Genomic DNA, 22615 nt, shown 5'->3' with positions numbered 1-22615 from the left:
GAAGTACCCAAGGAGAGATCATGAAGAACCACACGACCCGCCTCACGCGGACGATCGGGGTCACGGCAGCGCTCGCGCTGACCTTCGGCCTCGCGGCCTGCGGCGGCGGCGACGACTCCGGCGAAGGTGCCGGCTCGACCGACATCACCGCAGCCGACGTCGACGCAGCGCTCGAGTCCGACGAAGAGGTCACCCTCGAGTTCTGGTCCTGGGTCCCGAACCTGCAGCCGACGGTCGACCTCTGGAACGAGAAGCACCCGAACATCCAGGTGACGCTGACCAACGCCGGCCAGTCGGCCGACCAGTACACCAAGCTGCAGAACGCTGTGAAGGCCGGCACCGGTGCTCCCGACGTCGCGCAGATCGAGTACTTCGCCCTCCCCCAGTTCGCCCTGAGCGACTCGGTGGTCAGCCTGAGCGACGTCGGCCTGTCCGACCTCGAGCCCAAGTTCGCTGGCTCCGCCTGGGACCAGGTCTCCGTGAGCGGCGACCAGTACGGCTTCCCGCAGGACACCGGCCCCCAGGTGATGTTCTACCGCGCCGACATCCTCGAGAAGCTCGGCCTCGAGGTCCCCGAGACGTGGGACGAGTTCACCGAGGTGGCCCGCGCCATCAAGGCCGACAACCCCGACAACTACATCACCTCGATCGACCCGGGTGACGCCGGTGGTGTCGACTCGCTCATCTGGCAGGCCGGCGGACGCCCCTTCAGCGTCGACGGCACCACTGTCGGCATCGACTTCACCGACGAGGGCACCACGAAGTTCACCGAGACCTTCGACACCCTCATCCAGGAAGACCTCATCGACGTGGCCCCGGGCTGGAACGACGCCTTCTGGCGCTCCTTCTCCGACGGCAAGTACGCGATGTGGCTGACCGGCGCCTGGGCTCCGGGCTCGATCCGCACCAACATGCCGGACACCTCCGGCATGTGGCGCGCGGCCCCGATGCCGACCTACGAGGCCGGCACCCCGATGAACGCCGAGAACGGTGGCTCGGGTGTCTCCGTCCTCAAGCAGGGCGACAACCAGGCTGCGGCCCTCGCGTTCTCCCGCTGGCTCACGACCGACATCGAGGCCGTGCAGTCTCAGGTCGACGCCGGTCTGTTCCCCGCCACGACCGAGATCATGGCTGACGAGACCTTCCTCGGCTTCGAGGACCCGTTCTTCGGCAACCAGAAGATCAACGAGGTCTTCGTCGAGTCGTCCAAGGCTGTCTCCTCCGGATGGCAGTACCTGCCCTTCCAGGTCTACGCGAACTCGATCTTCGGTGACACCGCAGGTCAGGCTCTCGGCGCCAAGACCGACCTCGCACCGGGTCTGGCGACCTGGCAGGAGTCGGCCACGTCGTACGGCTCGAGCCAGGGCTTCACGCTGAAGTAAGCACCACCGAGACGACGGTCGGGGCACGGCCTGCGCCGAGCCCCGACCGTCGTCGTCTCCCGGGTCCCCCAGACCCGGTCCCCGCACCACAGCTCGACCGACTGGCGCCTCGCGTCGTCGCACCACCCTTCTCACGCACAGGACTGATCACATGGCTTCCCGTTGGATCCGCTGGCCCGAGCCCCTCGCCGACGCTGCTCCCACAGCGCGCGGACCTCTCGCCTACGGCGGCGACTACAACCCTGAGCAGTGGCCCCGCGAGGTCTGGCTCGAAGACGCCCGCCTCATGCAGGAGGCCGGGGTCAACCTCGTCTCCGTCGCGATCTTCTCGTGGGCGCGGCTCCAGCCGGCCCCCGACCAGTGGGACTTCGAGTGGCTCGACGACGTCCTGGACATCATGCACAGCCACGGGATCGCCGTGGACCTCGCGACGGCGACAGCCTCGACGCCCGCGTGGCTGACCACGCTGCACCCGGAGATCTTGCCCGTCGACGTCGACGGCCACACGCTCTACCACGGGTCGCGGCAGTCCTGGAGCCCGAGCTCGCCGGTGTACCGCGAGTACTCGCTGGCCCTCGTCGAGAAGATGGCCGAGCGCTACGGCAAGCACCCGGCCCTGGCCATGTGGCACGTGTCGAACGAGCTCGGCTGCCACAACGTCCTGGACTACTCCGACGTCGCAGCCGTCGCCTTCCGCGGCTGGCTCGAGGTGCGCTACACCACGCTCGACGAGCTCAACCGCGCGTGGGGCACCGACTTCTGGGCGCAGCGCTACACGGCCTGGGACCAGATCCTCCCGCCGCGCCGCTCGACGGCCTTCGTCAACCCGACGCAGCAGCTCGACTTCGCACGCTTCTCCTCCTACCAGCTGCGCGAGCAGCTGCGCGCCGAGCGCGAGGTGCTCACCCGCATCACGCCGGACGTCCCCGTCACCACCAACTTCATGGTCATGGGCGACACCAAGGCGATGGACTACACGTCGTGGGCCGGCGACGTCGACCTCGTGTCGAACGACCACTACATCACCTCGGCCGACCCCGTCTCGCACATCGAGCTGTCCTTCTCCGCAGACCTCACGCACGGCATCGCCGGCGGCGAGCCGTGGATGCTCATGGAGCACTCGACGTCGGCGGTCAACTGGCAGCACGTCAACCTTCAGAAGCGCCCGGGCCAGATGCGCCGCAACTCCCTCGCGCACGTCGCCCACGGTGCGGACGCCGTGTGCTTCTTCCAGTGGCGCCAGTCCCAGGCCGGGGCCGAGAAGTTCCACTCCGCGATGGTCCCCCACGCCGGGACCGACTCCGCCCTGTGGCGCGGCGTCGTCTCCCTCGGCGCGGACCTCGTCTCCCTCGGCGAGATCGCCGGGTCGACGGTCCAGGCGCAGACCGCCGTGCTGTTCGACTACGAGTCCTGGTGGGCCACCGAGATCGACTCGCACCCCAACAACGAGTTCCAGTACCGCCGCCGCGTGCTGTCCTGGTACCGCTCGCTGTGGGAGAAGCAGGTCGGCACGGCCGTCGTGCCCGCGCACGCCGACCTCTCGGGCTACAGGCTCGTGGTCGTCCCGCACCTGTACCTCGCCGACGACTCCCTCGTCTCCCGCCTGACGGCCTTCGCCGAGGCTGGCGGGACCGTCGTGGTCACGTACTTCTCCGGGATCGCGGACCAGGACGACCACATCCACCTCGGTGGGTACCCGGGCGCGTTCCGCGACCTGCTCGGCGTCCGCGTCGAAGAGTTCGCGCCTGTGCTCCCCGGCGACACGATCCACCTCGACGGTTACGTCGTCGGCGGGCCGTCCGCCGAGGCGTCCGGCTGGTCCGAGCCCGTCGCGCTCGTCGACGCCGAGGCCCGTGCGACGTACGTCGACGGCCCGAGCGTCGGGTGGCCCGCGATCTCGCGCGCTGCTCGTGGCACCGGCGCCGCCTGGTACGTCACGACAGACCTGTCCGACGCGGCCCGCGGCGAGCTCGTCGACGTGCTGCTCGCCGAGGCCGGCGTCACCGCGATCGCCCAGGCCGACGCGGGTGTCGAGCTCGTCGTGCGCCGTGGGGCTGACGACGTCGAGTTCCTCTTCGCGATCAACCACACGGACGACGCGACGACTGTCGAGGCGTCGGGGACCGACCTGCTCACCGGCGACGTGCACGAGGGCTCGGTGAAGATCGACGCCGGCGGCGTCGTCGTCCTGCGCCGCACGGCGCAGCAGGGCTGACACCCTCGGTGGGACGGTCGCGCGAGAGCGCACCGGTGCCACCACACAGCTGACCTCGCGGGCCGACCCCCCTCGGCCCGCGAGGTCGCACCATCGTGCGCGAGGTCGCACGAAGCTCCCCGAGGTCGCACGGATGTCGACCAGGTCGCACCACTGTCGACCAGGTCGCACGAACACCGACGAGGTCGTACAGACACGCCAAACCCAGCTCTATCCGGGGCTGGGATGGCGTGTCTGTACGACCTCGTCGTCGTCTGTGCGACCTCGTGGCCCGTGCGTGAACCACCTCTGGTCGCGGTGGGAACTACGGCGCTACGATCCGAGAGCGGGCAGCGTCAGCCGCGACCATGCGCCACCGGCGCCCGGAGAGAGGTACGACGATGAGCGACTACCCCCCGCAGACTCCCCCTCCGCCCGCAGGACCACCCCGGTCCCGCTGACCGACGCCGAGGCTCAGCAGTGGGCCGGGCTGAGCCACCTGCTCGGTGGTGTCCTGGGGTTCTTGGCCCCGCTGATCATCTGGCTCGTCTTCAAGGACCGGAGCGGCTACGTCTCCGCCGAGTCGAAGCGCGCGCTCAACTTCCAGCTGGTCGTCACCGTCGGGTACGTCGTCTCCTACGTCTTGATGATCGTGCTGATCGGCTACCTCACCTGGCTGGCCCTCTGGGTCCTGTCGATCTACCTCGGCTACACCAACTTCCAGGCCGTCAACCAGCGCCGAGCCACCTCGTACCCGGTCGACGTCCAGATCATCAAGTAGTCCCCACCTCGGGCCGGGCCCATCCCTAGGCTGCACCTCGCGTCTCCACCCTTGACGGCGGCAACCCTTTTCCATACGCTGGAAAGCGCATTCCGTTACAGCTCTTGCCACGGCCGCAGCGGCGACGACGCCGCTGGACCACCGCCGCGTCGACCCACCCGGAGACCCTTGATGACCACCCGCACGCTCCGCATCGCCATGAACGGCATCACCGGCCGCATGGGATACCGCCAGCACCTGCTCCGCTCGATCCTGCCGATCCGTGACCAGGGCGGCTTCACCCTCGAAGACGGCACCAAGGTGCAGGTCGAGCCGATCCTCATCGGACGCAACGAGGCCAAGGTCTCCGAGCTCGCCGAGCTGCACGGCGTCGAGCACTGGACCACCGACCTCGACGGCGCGATCGCCGACCCGACCGTCGACATCGTCTTCGACGCCTCGATGACGAGCCTGCGTGCCGAGACCCTCAAGAAGGCCATGAAGGCCGGCAAGCACATCTTCACCGAGAAGCCGACGGCCGAGACCCTCGAGGAGGCCGTCGAGCTCGCGAGCATCGCGCAGGAGGCGGGCATCACCGCAGGCGTCGTGCACGACAAGCTCTACCTGCCGGGGCTCGTCAAGCTGCGCCGCCTCGTCGACGAGGGCTTCTTCGGACGGATCTTGTCGATCCGCGGCGAGTTCGGCTACTGGGTGTTCGAGGGCGACATCCAGGCTGCGCAGCGCCCGTCGTGGAACTACCGCAAGGAAGACGGCGGCGGCATGACCACCGACATGTTCTGCCACTGGAACTACGTCCTCGAGGGCATCATCGGCACCGTGAAGTCGGTCAACGCGACCACCGTCACGCACATCCCGACCCGCTGGGACGAGACCGGCACCGAGTACACCGCGACGGCCGACGACGCCGCCTACGGGATCTTCGAGCTCGAGACGCCTGACGGCGACCCCGTCGTCGGCCAGATCAACTCGTCGTGGGCGGTCCGCGTCTACCGCGACGAGCTCGTCGAGTTCCAGATCGACGGCACCCACGGGTCGGCCGTCGCCGGGCTCAACAAGTGCGTCGCCCAGCAGCGAGCACACACGCCGAAGCCCGTGTGGAACCCGGACCTGCCTGTCACCGAGTCCTTCCGCGACCAGTGGCTCGAGGTGCCCGCCAACGCCGACCTCGACAACGGCTTCAAGGCCCAGTGGGAAGAGTTCCTGCGTGATGTGGTCGCCGGACGCGAGCACCGCTTCGGGCTGCTCTCCGCTGCACGCGGCGTCCAGCTTGCCGAGCTCGGCCTGCGGTCGTCCGCCGAGCGCCGGACCCTCGACGTGCCGGTCATCTCGCTCTGACACGACGCACGGTTCACGTCACGACGGTCCCCGTTTGACCAGCTCGTCCCTGAGGCGCCCCGCGACCAGCGGGGCGCCTTCGCGCGTCAGACCATCCATCTCCTGTCGCACGAGCCCAGAGTGCGACGAGTCGGGCGAGAATGATCTTCGCGACAATGGTGCGCTACCGTGAGGAGCTGTCCGGGTCGGGCTCCCGTCCCTCACCCAGGACACCTGTGCGAAGAGGAGACGCAGCATGAGCATCGATCACACGAGCCTCGCCGAAGAGCACGCACCTGGAGCGTCGACAGACGGCGCAGCCACCAGCATCCCCGCACGCCGCGGCCGGCCCCCGCTCGACCCGCGCACAGCACCAGGGGCCTGCTCGCCCGTCTGGCACGTCCGAGCACCGCTGCGTCTCGACGTCGCCGCCCGAGACCGCGCAGCACAGGAAGGCTGGGACCTCTCGACCCTCGTGCGGGAGGCCGTGGCGGCCTATCTCCGTGCTCCGTCAGAACCAGAGAGCACCTAGCGCGTCACCAGCGGGACGACGAGGGGCGTCTCGCTCTCCGGGTCGGTGATGATGCGGCACCGCAGCCCGAAGATCTCTTCGACACCCTCGGCGGTGACCACCTCGTGCGGTGTCCCCGTCGCGACGATCTCGCCGTCGCGCATCGCGATCATGTGCGTCGCGTAGCGGGCCGCGAAGTTGAGGTCGTGCAGGACCGCCACGAGGGTCCGGCCCTCTCTGTGCATCTGGGCGCACAGCTCGAGGACGTCGACCTGGTGCGCGATGTCGAGGAAGGTCGTCGGCTCGTCGAGCAGCAAGAGGTCGGTGTCCTGCGCGAGGACCATCGCGATCCACACGCGCTGACGCTGACCGCCCGAGAGCTCGGACACCTTGCGGTCGGCGAGGTCCGTGGTCCCCGTCGCCTCCATCGCCGCGCGGACGGCAACCCCGTCCGAGGCCGACCACTGGCGCAGCAGGGTCTGGTAGGCGTAGCGCCCGCGACCCACGAGGTCGCGGACGGTGATCGCCTCGGGTGCGATGGGGGTCTGCGGCAGCAGCGCGAGCATCCGGGCGATCTGCTTGTTGCCGAGGGACGCGAGAGGAGTCCCGTAGAGCTCGACCTCGCCGGCCCGCGGGGTGAGCGTCCGGCCGAGGGCCCGCAGCAGGGTCGACTTGCCGCAGCCGTTCGGCCCGACGATCACCGTGAAAGAGCCCGCCGGGATCTCGACGTCGAGCCCGTCGACCACGACCCGCTGGTCGTAGGCCAGGCGCAGGCCAGTCCCCCGCACGGGCGGTACGGCAGCCTCGAGCGGCTCAAGGTTCTCGGTGGGGGTCACAGCGTTCCACGTCTCCATTCACGGGTGAGCAGGACGGCGAGGTACAGACCGCCGATCCCTGCGGTGAGCACGCCTACAGGGAGCGAGCCGAACCACGGCTGGTGCACGGCGACGAGGTCGGCGCCGACGAGCAGCAGAGCGCCGGTCGCGCCTGCCGCGACCATCCCTGGCCCCGTCGACCCGGTCACCCGGCGGGCGACCTGCGGGGCGACGAGCGCGACGAAGGCGACGGGCCCGCAGACGACGACGGCCGCTGCGGCCAGACCGACACCGACCGCGACGGCCAGCAGCCTGACCCGCCGGGCCGGGACACCGAGGGCCACAGCCGCGTCGTCGCCCATCTCGACGTGCTGCAGCCCGCGGCTCAGGGCGAGCGCCGCGAGCCCCAGCACCACGAGCGCGACAGCGATGATCGTCACATGCTCCCAGCTGCGTGCGTTGAGCGAGCCGTTGAGCCACGCGGCCATCTCCTGGGCCTGCTCGCGGCGCGTGCGGGTGATGGCGAACTGCACGAAGGCGAGCGACATGGCGCCCACCCCGATCCCGATGACGACCATCCGCAGCGGCGCCTGCACGCCGCGCCCTGCCCCGAGGAGCACGAGCACCACGGCGACGGCCCCGCCGAGGAGCGCGCCGACGGGCGCGGGCAGCAGCCCAGGCCAGACCAGGGTCACCGCGGCGGCGCCGGCGGCCGCACCGGCGTTGAGGCCGATGATGTCGGGGCTGCCGAGAGGGTTGCGCGTGACGCTCTGGAAGATCGCGCCGGAGATCCCGAGGGCAGCGCCCGCGCAGATGCCGACGACAGCCCGCGGGAGCCGGTTGGTGAACACCACGAAGTGCTCGGTCTTGCTGCCCTCGCCGCGCAGCACCGCGGGGAGGTCCGCGAGAGCGATGCCGAGCCGACCGAGGGTGAGCGACAGGACGAGAGAGACCAGGACGAGGACCAGGGCCACCGTGACGACGAGCGTCGCACGGGCGTTCCACGGCAGGGCCGCACCGAGCACGCGGACATGACCGTCCTCGATCCGGGGGCGCAGAGCGCGCGGGGCTCGGCCACCTGCGGCGGCGTCTTCTGCGACCGCCTCGGCGACTGTCGTCGGGCGGGTCACAGCCCGCTCCCCGAGCGACGGACTGCGACGTACAAGAAGGGCGCACCGACGAAGGCCGTGACGACCCCGACCATGAGCTCGGCAGGTCGTGCGACCACCCGTCCGATCACGTCGGCGCCGAGCAGCAGGACAGGTCCGAGGGCGACGCAGTAGGCGACGAGCCAGCGGTAGTCCGAGCCGGTGATGCTCCGGACGATGTGCGGCACCGCCAACCCGACGAAGGCGATCGGCCCGACGGCCGCCGTCGCCGCGCCGGCGAGCAGCGTCGCGACGAGCGCACCGAGCAGTCGCGTCCGGCCGGCGTTGCCGCCGAGGGCCTGCGCCGTCTCGTCTCCGAGCGCGAGAGTGTTGAGCGGGCGGCCTAGCAGGAGACCGGCGACCAGACCGACGACGATGATCGGCCATACCATGTCGACGGTCGACGCCGGGCGTCCCGCGAGCGAACCGACGACCCAGAACCTGTAGCTGTCGAAGACCTCGGGATTGGTGAGCGTCACCGCCTGGATCGCCGCCGACAGGACGGCTCCGACAGCTGCGCCGGCCAGCACGAGGCGCACCGGTGTGGGACCAGAGCGCCCCGACCCGATCGTGTAGACGAGGACCGCGACGGCGAAGGCCCCGGGGAGCGCGAAGTAGATGCTGCGGCTCCCGAGGGCGCCGAAGACGACGCTCCCCGCCACGATCGCCGCCGACGCCCCGGTGTTGACGCCGAGCAGACCGGGGTCGGCGAGCGGGTTGCGGGTGATGCCCTGCATGAGCGCACCGGACACGGCGAGAGCCGCCCCGACGAGCAGCCCGAGGACCGTGCGCGGCACACGGGACGCGATGACCGTCGCCTCGAAGGAGTCGTCGGGCGCGAAGAGCTCGCGCCACACGGTCCCGAGGGGCAGCTGGTTGCTGCCGACGGCCAGGCTCAGCCCGGCGACGAGCGCCGCGAGGGCGACCGCGAGGACCAGCCCGGCGCCCAGCCCCCAGCGCCGAGCAGGACCGGACGCGACCGTCCGGTCCTGCTCGGGTGCGTCGACGTGCGTGGTCATCACCCGACCTTGGCGACGGCCTCGGAGATCATCGGGACGTACTTGTCGATGGCCCACGGCACGCTCAGCGGCGTGGAGACAGTCACGGCCATGCCAAGCTGGCGGTCGACCATCGGGACGTAGGCGCCCGACGCGAAGGCGGGGATCGAGGCGAAGAGCGGCTGGGCCTCGGTCGCGGCCTGCTCGGTCTCGTCGTTGAACCACGTGAAGAGGACGTCGACGTCGGAGAGCACGTCAGAGTTCTCGAGGCCGATGTCTGCGGTGAACAGGCCCTCGGGGGCGGTCAGGTCGGCGACAGAGGGCGCGAGCTGGAAGCCGAGCCCAGTGAGCATGTCGACGCGCGGGTCGCCGGGCACGTAGGCGGCGAGGGTGCCGAGCTCCTGCGAGGCGACGTAGGCGACGCTGACGTCGGCGAACTCCGGGTGCTCTGCTGCGGCGTCGGCGAGGGTCGTGTCGACCTCGTCGAGGAGCGGCTGCGCGGCGTCGGGGACGCCGAGGGCCGTCGCGGCGATCTCGACCTGCTCGTCGAGGGGCGTGATCCACGGGCCCTCGGGGTACGCGACGACGTTCGTGAACTCCGAGAGCTGGTCGAAGGTCGCCTGGTCCAGGCCGGACTGCGGCGCGAGGATCAGGTCCGGCTCGAGGGCGATGACGGCCTCGACGTCGAGCTCGGGGTACATCTCGATCGTGGTGGGCAGCTCAGCGCCCTGCTCTTCGACGGCGTCACGGAACCACGGCTGGTAGCCGTCCTCGTCACCGGCCCACGCATCGGTCTCGATGCCGACGGGCACGACGCCGAGCGACAGGGCGATGTCCGAGGAACCCCACCCGAGGGTGACCACGCGCTCGGGAGCCTCGTCGATGGTCGTCTCACCGAGGGCTCCGGTGATGGTGACCGGGAAGGCGCCAGCCTCGGCGGCGGGAGCCGAGCTGCTGTCACCTGAGGTGTCGTCCGCGGAGTCGTCCGAGCCGCAGGCTGCCAGGGCGAGCACCGCGGTCGCGGTCGCCGCCGCGACGAGTGTGCGCCGCAGGCGCGAGGTGGGGCGTGCTGAGGAGACGGACACGGGGTGCCTTCCGGAAGACGTCGAGGTGCCGACCACCGATCGGGAGGTCATTTGGTAAGGCTACCCTCAGGATCGCACCCCGGACGAGGACCGGGTTGTCATCGGGGGTGTGACCTGCTGCACATCCGGTCCGCGCGCAGTTCAGGGAGCCATGACACCGCTCCGCGAGGCCTCGGCGCGCAGGACGAACAGGTCCCCCGGCCCCACACCCAGAGCGGCACAGAGAGCCGCGACCGTCGTGAACCTCACCGCCCTGGCCTTGTTCGTCTTGAGCACCGACAGGTTCGCCATCGTGATCCCGGTCCGCCTGGAGAGCTCGGTCAGCGTCATCCCGCGCTCGGCGAGGATCTCGTCGAGCCTGCAGACCACGACGTCAGGCGACTCAGACGACTCAGACGACTCAGACGACTCAGACGACTCAGACGACACTGTCGACCTCGTCCTGGAGTCGAGCACCTTCGCGGAACACCAGCCGCAGCACGAGGACGACAAGACCGGCGGCGATCATCGTCCACGGCCACTGCGGGCCGGCCAGGCGGAAGCCGTCGACAGAGATGATCCCCGGCACCTCGAAGACTGCGGTCGACACCAGGCGGACCGCGACGGTGTCGCCGAGGCCGACGAGCAGACCACCTGCGAGCAGCACAGGTCCGAGCAGCGCGAGCATCGGCCGAGCCGACGTCCACGACCTCCGCCCGTGGGTGACAGCCAGGACGAGACCGACGACCAGGACCCCGGCGACCAGGATCGTCGCGGCATGGACGAGCACAGGCGCCGCCGCGATCACGCGGAGCGTCGTCGGGAGCTCGTCGAGGTAGACGGGGTTTCGACCACCGTTCTTCGTCAGCTCGAGGAGCTGCGGCAGCTCCGTGGCGTGGACCCTGGAACCGAAGGACGACTCGTACGGAGCAGCCTGACGGGCAAGCAGCACCGTGAGCGCTTCGATGAGGAGCTGCGCCACGGCCAGCACGGTGACGACCCCCACCGCTCCTGCGATCCACCGCACCGGAGTGCTCGTGCGCGACGCCGGCTCCTCCGGGAGCTGTGCTTCTCCGACCCACCCGAGGAGCACGGTCCCACCGTCTCCGTCACGACCCGTCGAGCCGGCGCGTCCCACCATGATGCCCCCTGTTATCGAGATCGATATTATTGATGTCGATAATCTAATGGGGCTGTGCGGCCGTGGCAACCCCCTCGAGAGTCGCAGCGCAAGACCCTTGCCCTCGGGGCAGCACGACGCCCCACTCTCCAGCGACACCCGCGGCCAACCCTAGGTATGGGCAAAAGATCCTACAGGCCAGTCTTGCCGGTTTCGCCCCCTTGATGCTACCGTTCGGAAGTTCGCCCGAGGGCTACCGAAGAACGGTGAAGACATGAGCCTGGTATCGATCACGGCAGAGCACGCCAGCACCGACGATCGCACCTCCGGGCCGAACCAGCTGGGACTCCGCCTCCTGGAGGACGCCCTGTGACCGCACCTGATGTCCTCTCCTGCCGCTCTCTGGTGCGCGAGTTCTCGAGGGGTAGAGAGCGGCGACGCGCGGTCGACGGACTCGACCTCTCTGTTCCTGCCGGCCAGGTCTGCGCCCTCATCGGCCCCAACGGCGCCGGCAAGACCACGACGGTCCGCATGTGCTCGACGCTCCTGCTGCCGACGTCGGGGAGCATCTCTGTCCTCGGGCACGATGTCGTCCGAGACACCCGCACCGCTCGCCAGAACATCGGTCTCGTGCTGGGCGGTGAGCGGGGCTTCTACCTCCGCGCATCCGCGCAGGAGAACCTCAGGTTCTTCGCAGCAGTGCAAGGAGCCCGGATCACCCGGCGGGCTCTGAGCGACGTGCTCGACCAGGTCGGGCTCGCCGACCGGGCTCGGTCCCGCGTCGAGACCTTCTCGCGCGGGATGGTCCAGAGACTGCACATCGCGCGGGCGATCGTGACACGGCCAGCGCTGCTGCTGCTCGACGAGCCGACCATCGGCCTCGATCCAGAGGTCGCCGTCGAGGTCCGCTCGTTGGTGCGGCAGCTCGTGGCAGACGGGACCTCGGCCCTGCTGACGAGCCATTCGATGCGTGAGGTCGAGCTCCTCGCCGACACGATCGTCGTCATCGCCGGCGGACGGACGCTGGCTCAGGGCGACGCGCAGGCGATCGGGGCGGCAGCGGGGATCGGCGAGGTGTCGTCGTACCTGATCGACGACTGGGCGGAGTCCTACCGCAGCCAGCTCCTGTCATCCCCAGGCGTGCGTTCTGTCGACGTCCATGCCCGTGGGCTCATGACCGAGGTCGTCGTCGCCTGGCGCTCGGGTGCTGTGCCAGGATCAGCCCACCTGCCGTTCCTCGTGCGTGGCGAGAAGACGCAGGCCGCTGGGCTGGAGGAGTGCTACCTGGCGCTGCTCGCCGACCGAGGCGGCTCGGGGACCGGCGGCGCGCCAGACAGCCTGATCGACGCCGCGTCATGAGCCGGGACGCCGCGCTCATGGTGGGCTTCCACAGCCGTCAGATGCTCCGTAACTCGTTCTTCGTCCAGCTGATCGTCGTCACTCCGGTGAGCTTCGTCGCGGTCAAGGCACTCGTCGCCTACGGGCTCGGCGCACCGCTCGGCGACCAGGTCTGGTTCGAGGCTGGGGCGGCAGGGATGTGGTCGCTGACCACGATGTCTGCGGGGATGATCGGCTTCCAGCGGTTCCAGGGGACGCTCCCCCTCCTGGCCGTCTCACCGCACGGGGCCGCTCGCATCTTCGTCCCCCTCGTGGCCTCGACCGCCTGCTCCGGACTCCTGTGCTTCCCGGTGGCAGTCCTCGCCGTCCTCGTCTGCGGTGGACAGGTCGGGTGGTCGACCTCTCTGCTGATGCTGGTCTCGGTCGTGCTCTTCGCTGTCGGGTGCGTCGCGGCCGCACTGACCATCGCCGTCTTCTTCGTGCTGACACGGCACGCCATCGTCTACGAGGCCCTCCTCGTCATCCCGGTGTGGATGGTGTCCGGGATCGTGACGAGCCTCGACTCGTCACCCGTCTACCTCCGATGGCTCTCGGTGCTCAGCCCGCTCACAGGTCCTGTCGCCACAGTCAGAGCTCTGCTCGACGACGCCGACCCGAGTCTGGTGTGGCTGGGACTGTCGGCATGCGCGACGGTCTCCTGGCTGCTCGTCGCACGACTCGGGTTCCGGGACGCACTGGACCGAGCCCGGTCGCGCGGGACGCTGGCCCTGCTGTGAACGGCCCCAGGTCTGACACCGTCACGGTCTGGACGACCCTGCTCGCATCCAGCGCATCTGTCGCCCGGCAGAGCCTGACGGCCTTCGCGACCTGGTCGACCGCTCTGGTCGTCTGCCTCGCGACCCCGGTGCTGAGCGTGATCTTCCTGACCGCCATGAGCTCGTCGGCCGGCGGTGAGGCCGGCGCGGCAGTGGCCTACAGGTGCGCCGTGATGGTCGCGGTGACGACGGCATCGGCACTGATGGTCGACCTCGGGATGACAGACAGGCGCCTCGGGGTGGTCGACTCTCTCCTGTCCTCGGGAGGGTTGGCCTCGTCAGCCCTGTGGCTCGGCAGGGGAGCAGTCGCCTCGGCCGCAGGCATGGCGGTCGGCACGACGACATCGCTCGTCGTCGCAGCCGCGACCCACGAGCTCCCTGACGTGGGGTGGCACCTAGGATTCCTGGTCGTCGCAGCCCTGGCAGGCTCTGTCACAGGGCTGCTGATCCTCGCCGCCGGGCTCTCCCTGCGCGACCCTCACGTCCTGGCGACCGCCTATGCGTTGCTCATGCCGCTCCTCAGCACAGCCCTGCTGCCAGCCGTCGCCTATCCCGCCGCCCTCAAGCCCTTGGTCCGCCTGGTCCCTGGTGCGGGGCTGATCGACGCGACCCGCGACTCGGCGGCGTCAGGCCGTGCAGGTGCGCTGATCATCGAGGCAGTCCTGCTCTGCGCGCTGCTGGTGGTGGCCCGTCTCGCCGTGAGGGCCTCCGAGGTGCGCGCACGCAAGCACGGCAGCGCCGTCATGACCAGCTGATCCCGTCACCGGACAGCACGACGGCCCAGTCCTCCCCCTGCGGAGCCCTGAGCCGTCGTGGTCTGTGTCGTCGACGAGCGTGCGTCAGACGATGTTCCTGTTCTCACGGTAGCTGCGCCACACGTTCTCGAAGAAGTCGTCGTCCTCGGGGATCGGACGCACCGGCCGCCACGTGAAGTCGCAGGTCCCGGCCCTGCGGCGGGATTCTGCGGCACCCAACCCCTCCTGCTCCGCCCCGACCTCCTCGGCGGCGCCCAGGACTTCACCCGCTCCCCCGCGGTATGCGCTCTCCGTACCCGTCCACGACGCCTCCTGGACCACGCCGTCGAGGGCCCCGCCGTCGAGGGCGAACCTGAAGATCTCCGGAAGGTCGAGCTCGGCCTGCGGGTCGTCGCCGAAGCCGACCTGCGGCAGGTGGCCCGACGCGTCGGTGTACAGCACAGACCCACGGCTGCGTCCGCCGTGGTCGACGTAGTCGGCCATCGCCGAGAGGTACACGTACTGCGTGGTGAGGATGTCGCGGACCAGGAAGGTCCGGTTGACCGACCGGCGGCTGGACGGGTCGGCGACCACGAGGTCGTCGTAGGCGGCGAGCCACGCTGTCACCTGGGCCAGCGCCTCGGTGATCGACTGAGCCGAACGGACCGGGCCGGCCTTCTCGCTCATCAGGGCGCTCGTGGCGCGCAGCAGCTCACCGGTGTTGTCAGGCTCCCCCGCCGCGGCACGGCCCGCAGCCCGTGCCACCAGGGCGGCGGCGGACTCGACGAGCGGCGCCGCGGCCTCGTTGAAGGAGGTCAGGTCGACCGGCTCGTCGGTGCGGCGCACGGCGATGAACTGCGCAGCCCGCGTCGCCCCCACCTGACCAGAGTTGAGCGCTGCTCCCCCGGGACGGTAGATCCCGTGCGCCCCGCCAGCCTCGCCCACCGGGAAGAACCCGGCGACGTTCGACTGCCACCACGCGTCGACGACCAGTCCGCCGTTGTTGTGCTGGGCGCACACGTCCACCTCGAGCCAGTCCTTCTCGAGGTCCACGTAGGGGTTCTTGCCGAGGTACAGCTCGTAGGACGGCATGTTCATGTGCTTGAGGCGCTCGATCGGCGTGCCGAACAACGCACCACCCCGCTCGAGGTAGGCGTGCGCCTCGGGCGAGATCTTCGACGCGTCGAGCTCAGGCTGCACGGGGTTGCGCGTGAAGTCGAGGTAGACCTTGCGTCCGCGCAGCACAGTCTCCTGGTAGACGAGCAGGTCGATGAGCGACGAGCCGTCGAGGGCCTTGCGGATGTCGAAGGGCCACTGGTAGCCCTTGAGGAAGATCATCGACAGCTGACGCCCGTAGTCGGGGATCGTCTCGCTGAGGAACTCGCGCTCGTCCCCGCCGTCAGCATCGGTCGAGACGAAGCGCGGCATCACCTGCATGTACGTGCCGGAGACGTTCCAGCGCGGCTTGGTCGAGGCGAGGCCGAACTGCCACTCGGTGAGGTTCTTGCCGTGGACCCCGGCGCGGTACGCAGCACCCGACGCACCCCACTGACCGTTGGGGAACACCGAGGTCGCGTACATACCGGCGGGCCCGCCGGTCGCGTAGACGAGGTTGCGGGCCCGGAACAGCACGAAGGGGCTCTCTGTGCCGTCGTGCACCACGTCGGTCCGCAGGCACAGGAGCCCGACGACCTCGCTCGTCGCACCGTCGGGGGCACCGTCCGTGACCGCGGCCGGTCCGGCGCCGGCCGCATCTGCAGCACCCGCTGTACCCGCTGTACCCGCTGTACTCACCATGTCGCGCGTGACGACATCCACGACCCGGCACTGGTCGTAGATCCGCGTCCCGTTGCGGTGCACCTTCTTCTCGAGCTGCTCGACCATCGACCGCGACGTGTACGGGCCGACCGAGGTCGCCCGGCGTCGCGGGTCGTGGTCGGTCTTGTAGCCGATGAACTCGCCGTAGCGGTTCTGCGGGAACGGCACCCCGAGCTCGCAGAGCCTGAGGAACCCGCGGGCTGAGAGCGCAGCCTCGCAGAGCGCGTTGTCGCCGTCCATCGCGCCGCCCGAGAACAGCGTCTCGGCCATCTCGCGGACCGAGTCGCCGTCTCCGCCCGAGAGCGTCATCTTGTAGTACGTCTGCTTGTCCGACCCGGCGTTGCGCGACGAGCCGGCGTTGACCTTGTCGGCCACCATGACCACGTCCTCCTGGCCGAACTCCCACAGCCGGTCAGCGGCGCAGAACCCTGCCGAGCCGGTCCCGACGATCACCGTGTTGGCGCTCACGACGGGCACGTCGTACCCGGCGAGGCGCACGGTCTCGACGTCGAAGGTCGCGTTGACCGAGTGGTCACCTGCCTCGCGCAAGGCCGCGGGGCTGGTCGTTCCGGTCGTCTCAGGTGTGGCGGGGGCTGTCACGGTGACTCCTGGCAGGACGGTCTCGGCGGTCCGAGAGAGAGGGGAGGGTGGCGGCAGGTCGCGTCAGAGGCGCGGGATGTGCTGCCCGCCGTCGACGTGGAACACCTCGCCTGTCGAGTACGGGGTCTGCCCCGAGGCGAGGACGGCGACGGCGCCGGCCACGTCGCTCGGGCGTCCCCAGCGCGGCATCGGGGCGAGGCCGTCGGCGAAGAGCTTGTCGTACTTCTCCTGCACGCCCGCGGTCATGTCGCTCTCGATGACTCCGGGGCGCACCTCGTAGACGACGATCCCCTCGGGTGCCAGGCGCACGGCGAAGAGCTGTGTCCCCATCGAGACGCCGGCCTTCGACACGCAGTACTCCCCGCGGTTGGTCGACACCGCCGTCGCGGAGATCGAGGAGACGTTGATGATCGTCCCGACAGGACGGTCGACGCCCGAGGCCTCACCGCGCCCGGCGATCATCGCGTTGGCGACACGCTGGGTGAGGAAGTACGGGCCGCGCAGGTTGATGCCGAGCACCCTGTCGAAGCTCTCGGGCTCGGCCTCGAGCAGGTCCGCCCGGACCGTCGGGGCCACACCGGCGTTGTTGACGAGCAGGTCGATCCGCCTCCAGGCCTCGAGCGCGGCGTCGACGAAGCGCGCGTGGTCGGCCACCTCGGCGACAGAGCCCTGGACGTAGAGCACCTCGGCCGGGCCACCGTCGGGTCCGCTCGTCCGGAGCTCGTCGAGCAGCTCGGTGGGCTCGGGCCGGGTCGCGAGGATCGCGACGGCGTAGCCGTCAGCAAGGAGCCGGCGGGTGATGCCGAGCCCGATCCCGCGGTTCCCGCCGGTGACAAGAGCAACCTGGGTCATTCGTCCTCCGGTCTGTGCGGGCACCGTCGCCCGTCGTCAGGTCTGAGCGCGCGGAGACGCTCACGTGCCGTCGATGCTCTCAGAGATCGACAGTTTGGGCAAGCGCTTTCCATTGCCCGGTCGGACAGGAGCGGCCGCGCGCCTCCAGCCCGCGCACCGCAGCCTCCGGCCGCGCGCGTCAGCGTCTTGACCCTGCCCCCTTGCCTCACTAGGCTCGCCGGAAAGCGCATTCCGACCTGGGGTGCCCGCAGCCCTCTCGAACGGACTCGACGATGACCTCCGGCGCAGACCTGTCCAGGCTCTCCCTCAACACCGCGACCACCAAGCTGCTCACCCTGACCGAGGCCGTCGACGGTGCGGCGCGCGCCGGCTACGGAGCGGTCGGGCTGTGGCGGGACAGGGTCCAGGAGATCGGAGCCGACAAGGCCGCGAAGGTCGTCGCCGACGCCGGTCTGCGCGTCTCGTCGCTGTGCCGGGGCGGGTTTCTCACGGCCTCCGACGACGCGGGGATCGCCTCGGCCCTCGAGGACAACAAGACCGCGATCGTCGAGGCGGCGACCGTCGGGACGAGCGAGCTCGTCTTCGTCGTCGGCGGCCTGGGCGCGAACCCCGGCCCGGGCGAGCCCGCGCGGACCTCGCAGGACCCGACCGAGCGGGACGCCGGCCGCGACATCGTCGCGACCCGCCAGCGTGTCGCCGACCGCATCGGCGACCTCGCGCCCTTCGCCGCCGAGCACGGCGTGCGCATCGTGCTCGAGCCCTTGCACCCGATGTTCGCGGCCGACCGCGCTGTCGTCTCGACGCTCGGGCAGGCCCTGGACCTCGCGGCCCCGCACCCGGCCGACGTGGTCGGCGTGGTCGTCGACACGTATCACGTGTGGTGGGACCCGGACCTCGAGGCACAGGTCGCGCGGGCGGGCGCCGAGGGACGCATCGCGTCGTACCAGGTGTGCGACTGGCTGCTCCCTCTCGCGGCCGACCCGCTGCTCTCCCGCGGGTACATGGGCGACGGCTACGTCGACTTCCCGACGATCACCCGGTGGGTGGCCGCGACGGGCTACGCCGGTGACGTCGAGGTCGAGATCTTCAACCAGCAGATCTGGGACACCGCAGGGGATGTGGTGATCCGGACGGTCGCCGAGCGCTACGCAGCGCTCGTGCAGCCGTACCTCTGAGCCGCGCACCGCGGCCCGGAGACACCGACGGCCCGGTGGTCACCTGCACGTCCCCTCCTCGGGCGCAGGCGGCCACCGGGCCGTCGTCATGCTGTCAGTCGCTCGCCACCCAGGTCGCCCCGCCCGCGCCCAGGTCGCACGCAGCGCACCCAGGTCGTACGCAGCGCACCGAGGTCGTACGCAGCGCACCGAGGTCGTACAGACACGCCAGACCCGCCCTTCAGAGGGCGTGATCCGGCGTGTCCGTACGACCTCGCGAGTGGGGGGCCGGGAGGCGGTCGTGCGTCAGCCCGCGAGGGTGCTGCGGTCGAGGCCGACGTAGACGTCGACGTCGCCCGTGAGCTGCTCGGAGGCCACGAACAGCCCGCCCGAGCGGTAGTGCGCGGGGACCTCGGCGCCCTGGACCGCGACGCCACCGACCTCGACGCGGACCGGTGCGTCACCGGCGACCACGTGCAGGGTCACGCGGCGGTGCACGCCCGCGAGGTCGACACCGAGCACGGTGCCGTCGTCCTCGGCCGCGAGGACCGGGTCGAAGACCACGCCGCCGGCGCGCTCGGTGATGCCCAGCGCGCCGTGCACCAGCTGGCGCAGGTAGATGCCGGGACCCGAGGAGTACACGCGCCACCCGCCCTTGACCTGGACCGAGCCGTCACGGAGCTTGTCGAAGTTCTCCGCGAAGTCGTAGCGGTCGGTGAAGCCCGCGTCCGAGGAGGAGTAGAAGCAGTTGCGCTGGCGTGCGGCGCTGTGGTCGAGGCGCTCGAACTGCCCGACGGGGCTGATGCGCAGCAGCTCGGTCACCAGACGCTCACGCCCGAGGGCGGCGAGGGCCTGCGTGTAGCGCACGTGCGCGTGGGTGTACATGAGGCCGATCTCGCGACCCACGTTCGCGGCCTGCTCCCCACGACGGAAGTACTTCGTGATGCCGTCCTGGAACGGGGCCGGGCGGTCCATGAGGCGCACGCCGTCGGGGAAGTGCAGGTTGTCCTCGACGAGGGCCTCGTGACGCAGCACCTGCTCGGGTGTGAACAGCCCCGCGATGATCGAGCGCGTCATCGGGATGAGGCGGTACCGCAGACCTGTGCGGTCGTCGGTCGGGTGGATGACGGGCCAGGGGCCCTCGGGGGCGAAGACCACGTAGCCGGCGAGCACGTCGTCGATCATCAGACGGTCGGTGAACTCGGCGGCGATGACGTCGGCCTCGGCCTGGAGCTCGTCGGCCAGCGCGTCGTGCGAGCCGCCGCGCAGCAGAGCGGACAGCGTCGACGTCGCCTGGAACAGGAGCGCGACGGTCCACGCCGACGCCATCTCCTCCTTCATCGACTCCTGAGCGGGCTGGAGCGTGTCGTCCCAGTCGCCCTCGCCGTAGGAGAGCAGCTGGGTGCCGGGGGCGCGGTGCGTGCGGATGTACTCGAGCGAGGCACGCACGTGCTCCAGGACGGGGACGGCCTCGGTCCCGGCGCGACGGGCGGAGGAGTCCCAGAAGGGCACCTCGACGTCGAGGACCGACGTGTCGCCGGTCGCAGACAGGTACTCACCGAGGGCCATGAGCGGCCACACGACGACGTCGCCGTGCGCCTCGTCGGAGTAGCGCTCGGAGTAGGCGTCGAACATGAACCACTGCGGCAGCGTGCCGTCGGGGTCCTGGTGGCCGAAGACCCGCAGCACGATCTCGCGTGCGGTGTCGAAGCGACCGAAGGCCAGGTTGAGCTCGAGCGGACCCTGGCAGACGTCGCGCGTTCCCCACGCGGCGCCCGAGTACTGCTCGAGGCCGTGCGGCACGAGGAAGTGGATGAGCCCGTTCTGCGTGAACCACGGCAGCAGCAGGTTGACCTCGGCGAGGCGTCCCGAGCCCTCGACGTGCAGGTTGCGCGTGAAGTCACCGATGTAGCGGCGGTGCGTCACGAGCTCGGCGGGCACGTCGAGCGCAGCGTCGAGGGTGCGCGCAGCGGCGTCGAGAGCCGGTGCGCGGCCCTCGAGGTCACCGGTGAGGACCACGGAGGCCGAGGTCGCGGCCTCGAAGGCCACGGTCACGACCGAGGTGCGACGCGCCTCGCCGTCGGCGAAGAGCACTGAGTCGTCGCCGATCCGGCCCGTCGGGCTCGCGAGCACGTAGGTGAGGTCGGGGCAGTGCGACTGCACGTCGGTCCCGGCCTCGGCCGTGAAGACGAGCGCACGCCCGTCGAGGGCGGGCTCGGCGGACCAGGCGTGGTCACCGAGCTCGACGTCGACCGTGACGAGCAGCTCGAGAGGCTGCTCGGAGTCGACGCGGACCTCGAGGACACGGCCCTCGGCGCTCGCCGTGGTGCGCACGTCGATGCGTCCGGCCGAGGTCTCGTAGACCCAGCGGAGCCCGCCGAGGTCCATGACGAGCGCGGACGGCACGCCGAGCAGGTTCCAGGCGCCGTCGATCTTGACCAGCGCGCGCACACCGCTCGAGCGGAGCAGGTTGAGGTGGTTGCGCTGGACCGACACGAAGCGGTTCACCGAGGTGTTGCCGACGACGACGTGCGAGGCGAAGACACCGTAGACGTAGGAGGACGCCGAGAGGATGTTGTCGTTCGGTGCGACGTCGGTGCCGGCCTTGACGACGTGGCCGTGCGGACGCTCGACCGCGAGCTCCTTGGCGCGGGACACCACGTGGGTGGCGTCCGCCGTGAAGTACGAGAGCAGCGAGCCGTCGGCCGCACGCTCCGGCTGGAGGACCGAGCCGGCTCCGAGGTCGACGAGCTCGTCCTCGGTGAGGTCCCGGCCGGCGAACAGCGGGGCGGAGACGAGGAGCGAGCGGACAGCCGGGGCGGCGGCGTCGCTCGCGACCACTGCGGCAGCAGCCTCGACGGCGCGGTCGAAGAGGCCGGGGACGGCGTCGATCGCGTCGGCGAGCTCGCCGCGGTAGTCCGGCACGAAGGCCGTGACAGCGTGCACCGTGCGCGGCTCGGAGAGGTCGAGCGTCGGGCCGAGCAGCGTCGGCATGGAGAGCTCGTACTGGTAGACGAGGGAGTCCCACTCGGCGGTGTCGAGGGCGTGCGCGTGCCCGTCGAGCTTGCTGTCGAGGCCGTAGAGCGAGAAGCCGTCGGTCAGGTGCGCACGCGCACCCTCGACGATCGCGCTCACGGCGAGCGGCAGGACCGGGGCCGTCGCCATGGTCTGGCGGCTGGCGAGGACCGAGCCTGCGGTCGAGCCCTCGACCACGTGGTGGACGATGTACTGGCTCACGTAGGGCTCGCTGCTCAGCGACATGCCCTCGGGCGCCAGCGCGAGGTCCTGCGCGACGACCACGTCGTAGGTCCCGGCCGCACCGGCCTCGACGGAGGCGAGGTCGACGCGCCAGACCCAGAGGTCACCCGTGGGGTCGAGGACGAGGGAGACCGTGTAGGCCGCGCCGAGGACCTCGCCGGCCCAGCGGGCGGAGCCGTCGACCACGGAGAAGCTGCTCGCCGAGCGCGCGCCGACGAGCGGTGCGCTCTGCACGGAGCCGTCGGTGTGGCGGCGCAGGAACACCCCGCCGATCATCGCGTCGTGGTCCGAGGGGCTGTACTGGCTGACGAGGGTCGACCCGCCGTGGCGGATCGAGCGGACGTCGCCCGTCACCGTCAGCGCGATGCGCGTCGGTCCGCTGCTCAGCTCGGCGTCGACCGGCGTCACCGGGCTGCTGGGCGCCTCGAGCACGGCGGACGTGGTGGACGGGTGGACGGGAGAGCTGTTCACGGCGGGGGTCCCTCGGTCGGGTTCGGGATGGTCGGTCGCTGCGGTGTCCGCAGCCACGAGGACGAGGTCGGGTCGCCCCCGCGGGAGGTCGGGATCGGGCGGGACGGGCGGTCGGACCGCCCCCTCACCCCTCGCCGTCAGGTCACGCCAGGGCGTCTCGCTGCACGGCGGTGCCGGGCTCGTGAGATCCACGAGTCCTGAGGTCTGTGCTGTTGTCGGGTCCCGCCCGCCCCCGTGGGGGCCGGGTG

18 protein-coding genes are annotated in these 22615 nt (G+C 70.4%); 9 read left to right on the top strand and 9 right to left on the bottom strand.

Annotation, left to right across the window (positions count from 1 at the left end):
- Positions 1-20 precede the first annotated feature (20 nt).
- The 5 genes from HZZ10_RS10555 (at position 21) to HZZ10_RS10535 (ending at position 6203) form a co-directional block, all read left to right on the top strand.
- Complete coding sequence (locus HZZ10_RS10555; protein WP_056136219.1) at positions 21-1382, top strand: ABC transporter substrate-binding protein; 1362 nt, start codon at positions 21-23, stop codon at positions 1380-1382.
- A 151-nt stretch (positions 1383-1533) separates the two neighbouring features.
- The gene (locus HZZ10_RS10550; RefSeq protein WP_179913473.1) at positions 1534-3597 is read left to right on the top strand and encodes a beta-galactosidase; all 2064 of its coding nucleotides are present in this window, start codon (positions 1534-1536) and stop codon (positions 3595-3597) included.
- Positions 3598-3874: 277 nt separating this feature from the next.
- Positions 3875-4357 (top strand): DUF4870 domain-containing protein, encoded by a 483-nt coding sequence (locus tag HZZ10_RS10545; protein ID WP_179913472.1) that lies wholly within the window; start codon positions 3875-3877, stop codon positions 4355-4357.
- A gap of 171 nt (positions 4358-4528) precedes the next feature.
- Complete coding sequence (locus HZZ10_RS10540) at positions 4529-5692, top strand: Gfo/Idh/MocA family protein (protein ID WP_179913471.1); 1164 nt, start codon at positions 4529-4531, stop codon at positions 5690-5692.
- Between the two features lie 235 nt (positions 5693-5927).
- Positions 5928-6203: a hypothetical protein gene (locus HZZ10_RS10535; RefSeq protein WP_179913470.1), complete on the top strand. Its 276-nt coding sequence runs from the start codon at positions 5928-5930 to the stop codon at positions 6201-6203.
- Here HZZ10_RS10535 and HZZ10_RS10530 read toward each other — a convergent pair.
- The 6 genes from HZZ10_RS10530 to HZZ10_RS10505 all read right to left on the bottom strand — a co-directional run bounded on the left by HZZ10_RS10530 (position 6200) and on the right by HZZ10_RS10505 (position 11348).
- The gene (locus tag HZZ10_RS10530; protein ID WP_218928658.1) at positions 6200-7036 is read right to left on the bottom strand and encodes an ABC transporter ATP-binding protein; all 837 of its coding nucleotides are present in this window, start codon (positions 7034-7036) and stop codon (positions 6200-6202) included. The two genes, HZZ10_RS10535 and HZZ10_RS10530, sit on opposite strands and share 4 nt — an antisense overlap.
- On the bottom strand, positions 7015-8127 hold the full coding sequence (locus tag HZZ10_RS10525; RefSeq protein ID WP_179913469.1) for a FecCD family ABC transporter permease: 1113 nt from the start codon (positions 8125-8127) through the stop codon (positions 7015-7017). The genes HZZ10_RS10530 and HZZ10_RS10525 overlap by 22 nt, the downstream gene beginning before the upstream one ends.
- Complete coding sequence (locus HZZ10_RS10520; protein ID WP_179913468.1) at positions 8124-9164, bottom strand: FecCD family ABC transporter permease; 1041 nt, start codon at positions 9162-9164, stop codon at positions 8124-8126. Before HZZ10_RS10520 ends, HZZ10_RS10525 begins: the two co-directional genes overlap by 4 nt.
- Complete coding sequence (locus HZZ10_RS10515) at positions 9164-10279, bottom strand: iron-siderophore ABC transporter substrate-binding protein (protein WP_228087412.1); 1116 nt, start codon at positions 10277-10279, stop codon at positions 9164-9166. Before HZZ10_RS10515 ends, HZZ10_RS10520 begins: the two co-directional genes overlap by 1 nt.
- A gap of 90 nt (positions 10280-10369) precedes the next feature.
- A complete protein-coding gene (locus tag HZZ10_RS10510) occupies positions 10370-10597 on the bottom strand; it encodes a helix-turn-helix domain-containing protein (RefSeq protein WP_308507552.1) in 228 nt (75 codons plus the stop codon).
- A 49-nt stretch (positions 10598-10646) separates the two neighbouring features.
- Complete coding sequence (locus HZZ10_RS10505) at positions 10647-11348, bottom strand: hypothetical protein (RefSeq protein ID WP_179913467.1); 702 nt, start codon at positions 11346-11348, stop codon at positions 10647-10649.
- 348 nt (positions 11349-11696) lie between these two features.
- Between HZZ10_RS10505 and HZZ10_RS10500 the strand changes: the two genes are divergently transcribed.
- From HZZ10_RS10500 to HZZ10_RS10490, 3 genes are read left to right on the top strand one after another with little or no spacing between them, the layout of a single operon-like run.
- Complete coding sequence (locus tag HZZ10_RS10500) at positions 11697-12686, top strand: ABC transporter ATP-binding protein (RefSeq protein ID WP_218928657.1); 990 nt, start codon at positions 11697-11699, stop codon at positions 12684-12686.
- Positions 12683-13441 carry an ABC transporter permease gene (locus HZZ10_RS10495; RefSeq protein WP_179913466.1) on the top strand — a complete coding sequence of 253 codons (759 nt, stop codon included), beginning with the start codon at positions 12683-12685 and terminating at the stop codon, positions 13439-13441. Before HZZ10_RS10500 ends, HZZ10_RS10495 begins: the two co-directional genes overlap by 4 nt.
- Positions 13438-14235, top strand: coding sequence for an ABC transporter permease (locus HZZ10_RS10490; protein WP_179913465.1), 798 nt, complete (start codon positions 13438-13440; stop codon positions 14233-14235). Before HZZ10_RS10495 ends, HZZ10_RS10490 begins: the two co-directional genes overlap by 4 nt.
- Positions 14236-14319: 84 nt before the next feature.
- Here the strand turns inward: HZZ10_RS10490 and HZZ10_RS10485 are convergent, their stop codons facing one another.
- Positions 14320-16632: an L-aspartate oxidase gene (locus HZZ10_RS10485; protein ID WP_308507551.1), complete on the bottom strand. Its 2313-nt coding sequence runs from the start codon at positions 16630-16632 to the stop codon at positions 14320-14322.
- Positions 16633-16695: 63 nt separating this feature from the next.
- Positions 16696-17484 (bottom strand): 3-ketoacyl-ACP reductase, encoded by a 789-nt coding sequence (locus HZZ10_RS10480; RefSeq protein ID WP_179913464.1) that lies wholly within the window; start codon positions 17482-17484, stop codon positions 16696-16698.
- A 272-nt stretch (positions 17485-17756) separates the two neighbouring features.
- On the opposite strand from HZZ10_RS10480, the gene HZZ10_RS10475 reads away from it, so the two are divergent.
- Entirely contained in the window at positions 17757-18659 is a 903-nt protein-coding gene (locus HZZ10_RS10475; RefSeq protein WP_179913463.1) for a sugar phosphate isomerase/epimerase family protein, read from the top strand.
- 285 nt (positions 18660-18944) lie between these two features.
- On the opposite strand, the gene HZZ10_RS10470 is transcribed toward HZZ10_RS10475, so the two are convergent.
- Positions 18945-22367 (bottom strand): hypothetical protein, encoded by a 3423-nt coding sequence (locus tag HZZ10_RS10470; protein ID WP_179913462.1) that lies wholly within the window; start codon positions 22365-22367, stop codon positions 18945-18947.
- Between the last annotated feature and the right edge of the window lie 248 nt (positions 22368-22615).

This window comes from Sanguibacter inulinus (assembly GCF_013415325.1).
In the GTDB taxonomy this organism is placed as follows: Bacteria; Actinomycetota; Actinomycetes; order Actinomycetales; family Cellulomonadaceae; genus Sanguibacter; species Sanguibacter inulinus.
The sequence above is the reverse complement of the archived record's forward strand: the minus strand, read 5'-3'. Positions and strand labels throughout refer to the sequence as shown.

Bases quoted from the DNA above. Each gene is read 5' to 3' on its own strand.
- HZZ10_RS10530 (WP_218928658.1), bottom strand. From the start codon at position 7,036: ATGGAGACGTGGAACGCTGTGACCCCCACCGAGAACCTTGAGCCGCTC.
- HZZ10_RS10505 (WP_179913467.1), bottom strand. From the start codon at position 11,348: ATGGTGGGACGCGCCGGCTCGACGGGTCGTGACGGAGACGGTGGGACC.
- HZZ10_RS10535 (WP_179913470.1), top strand. From the start codon at position 5,928: ATGAGCATCGATCACACGAGCCTCGCCGAAGAGCACGCACCTGGAGCG.
- HZZ10_RS10550 (WP_179913473.1), top strand. From the start codon at position 1,534: ATGGCTTCCCGTTGGATCCGCTGGCCCGAGCCCCTCGCCGACGCTGCT.
- HZZ10_RS10520 (WP_179913468.1), bottom strand. From the start codon at position 9,164: ATGACCACGCACGTCGACGCACCCGAGCAGGACCGGACGGTCGCGTCC.
- HZZ10_RS10480 (WP_179913464.1), bottom strand. From the start codon at position 17,484: ATGACCCAGGTTGCTCTTGTCACCGGCGGGAACCGCGGGATCGGGCTC.
- HZZ10_RS10515 (WP_228087412.1), bottom strand. From the start codon at position 10,279: ATGACCTCCCGATCGGTGGTCGGCACCTCGACGTCTTCCGGAAGGCAC.
- HZZ10_RS10555 (WP_056136219.1), top strand. From the start codon at position 21: ATGAAGAACCACACGACCCGCCTCACGCGGACGATCGGGGTCACGGCA.
- HZZ10_RS10475 (WP_179913463.1), top strand. From the start codon at position 17,757: ATGACCTCCGGCGCAGACCTGTCCAGGCTCTCCCTCAACACCGCGACC.
- HZZ10_RS10540 (WP_179913471.1), top strand. From the start codon at position 4,529: ATGACCACCCGCACGCTCCGCATCGCCATGAACGGCATCACCGGCCGC.
- HZZ10_RS10495 (WP_179913466.1), top strand. From the start codon at position 12,683: ATGAGCCGGGACGCCGCGCTCATGGTGGGCTTCCACAGCCGTCAGATG.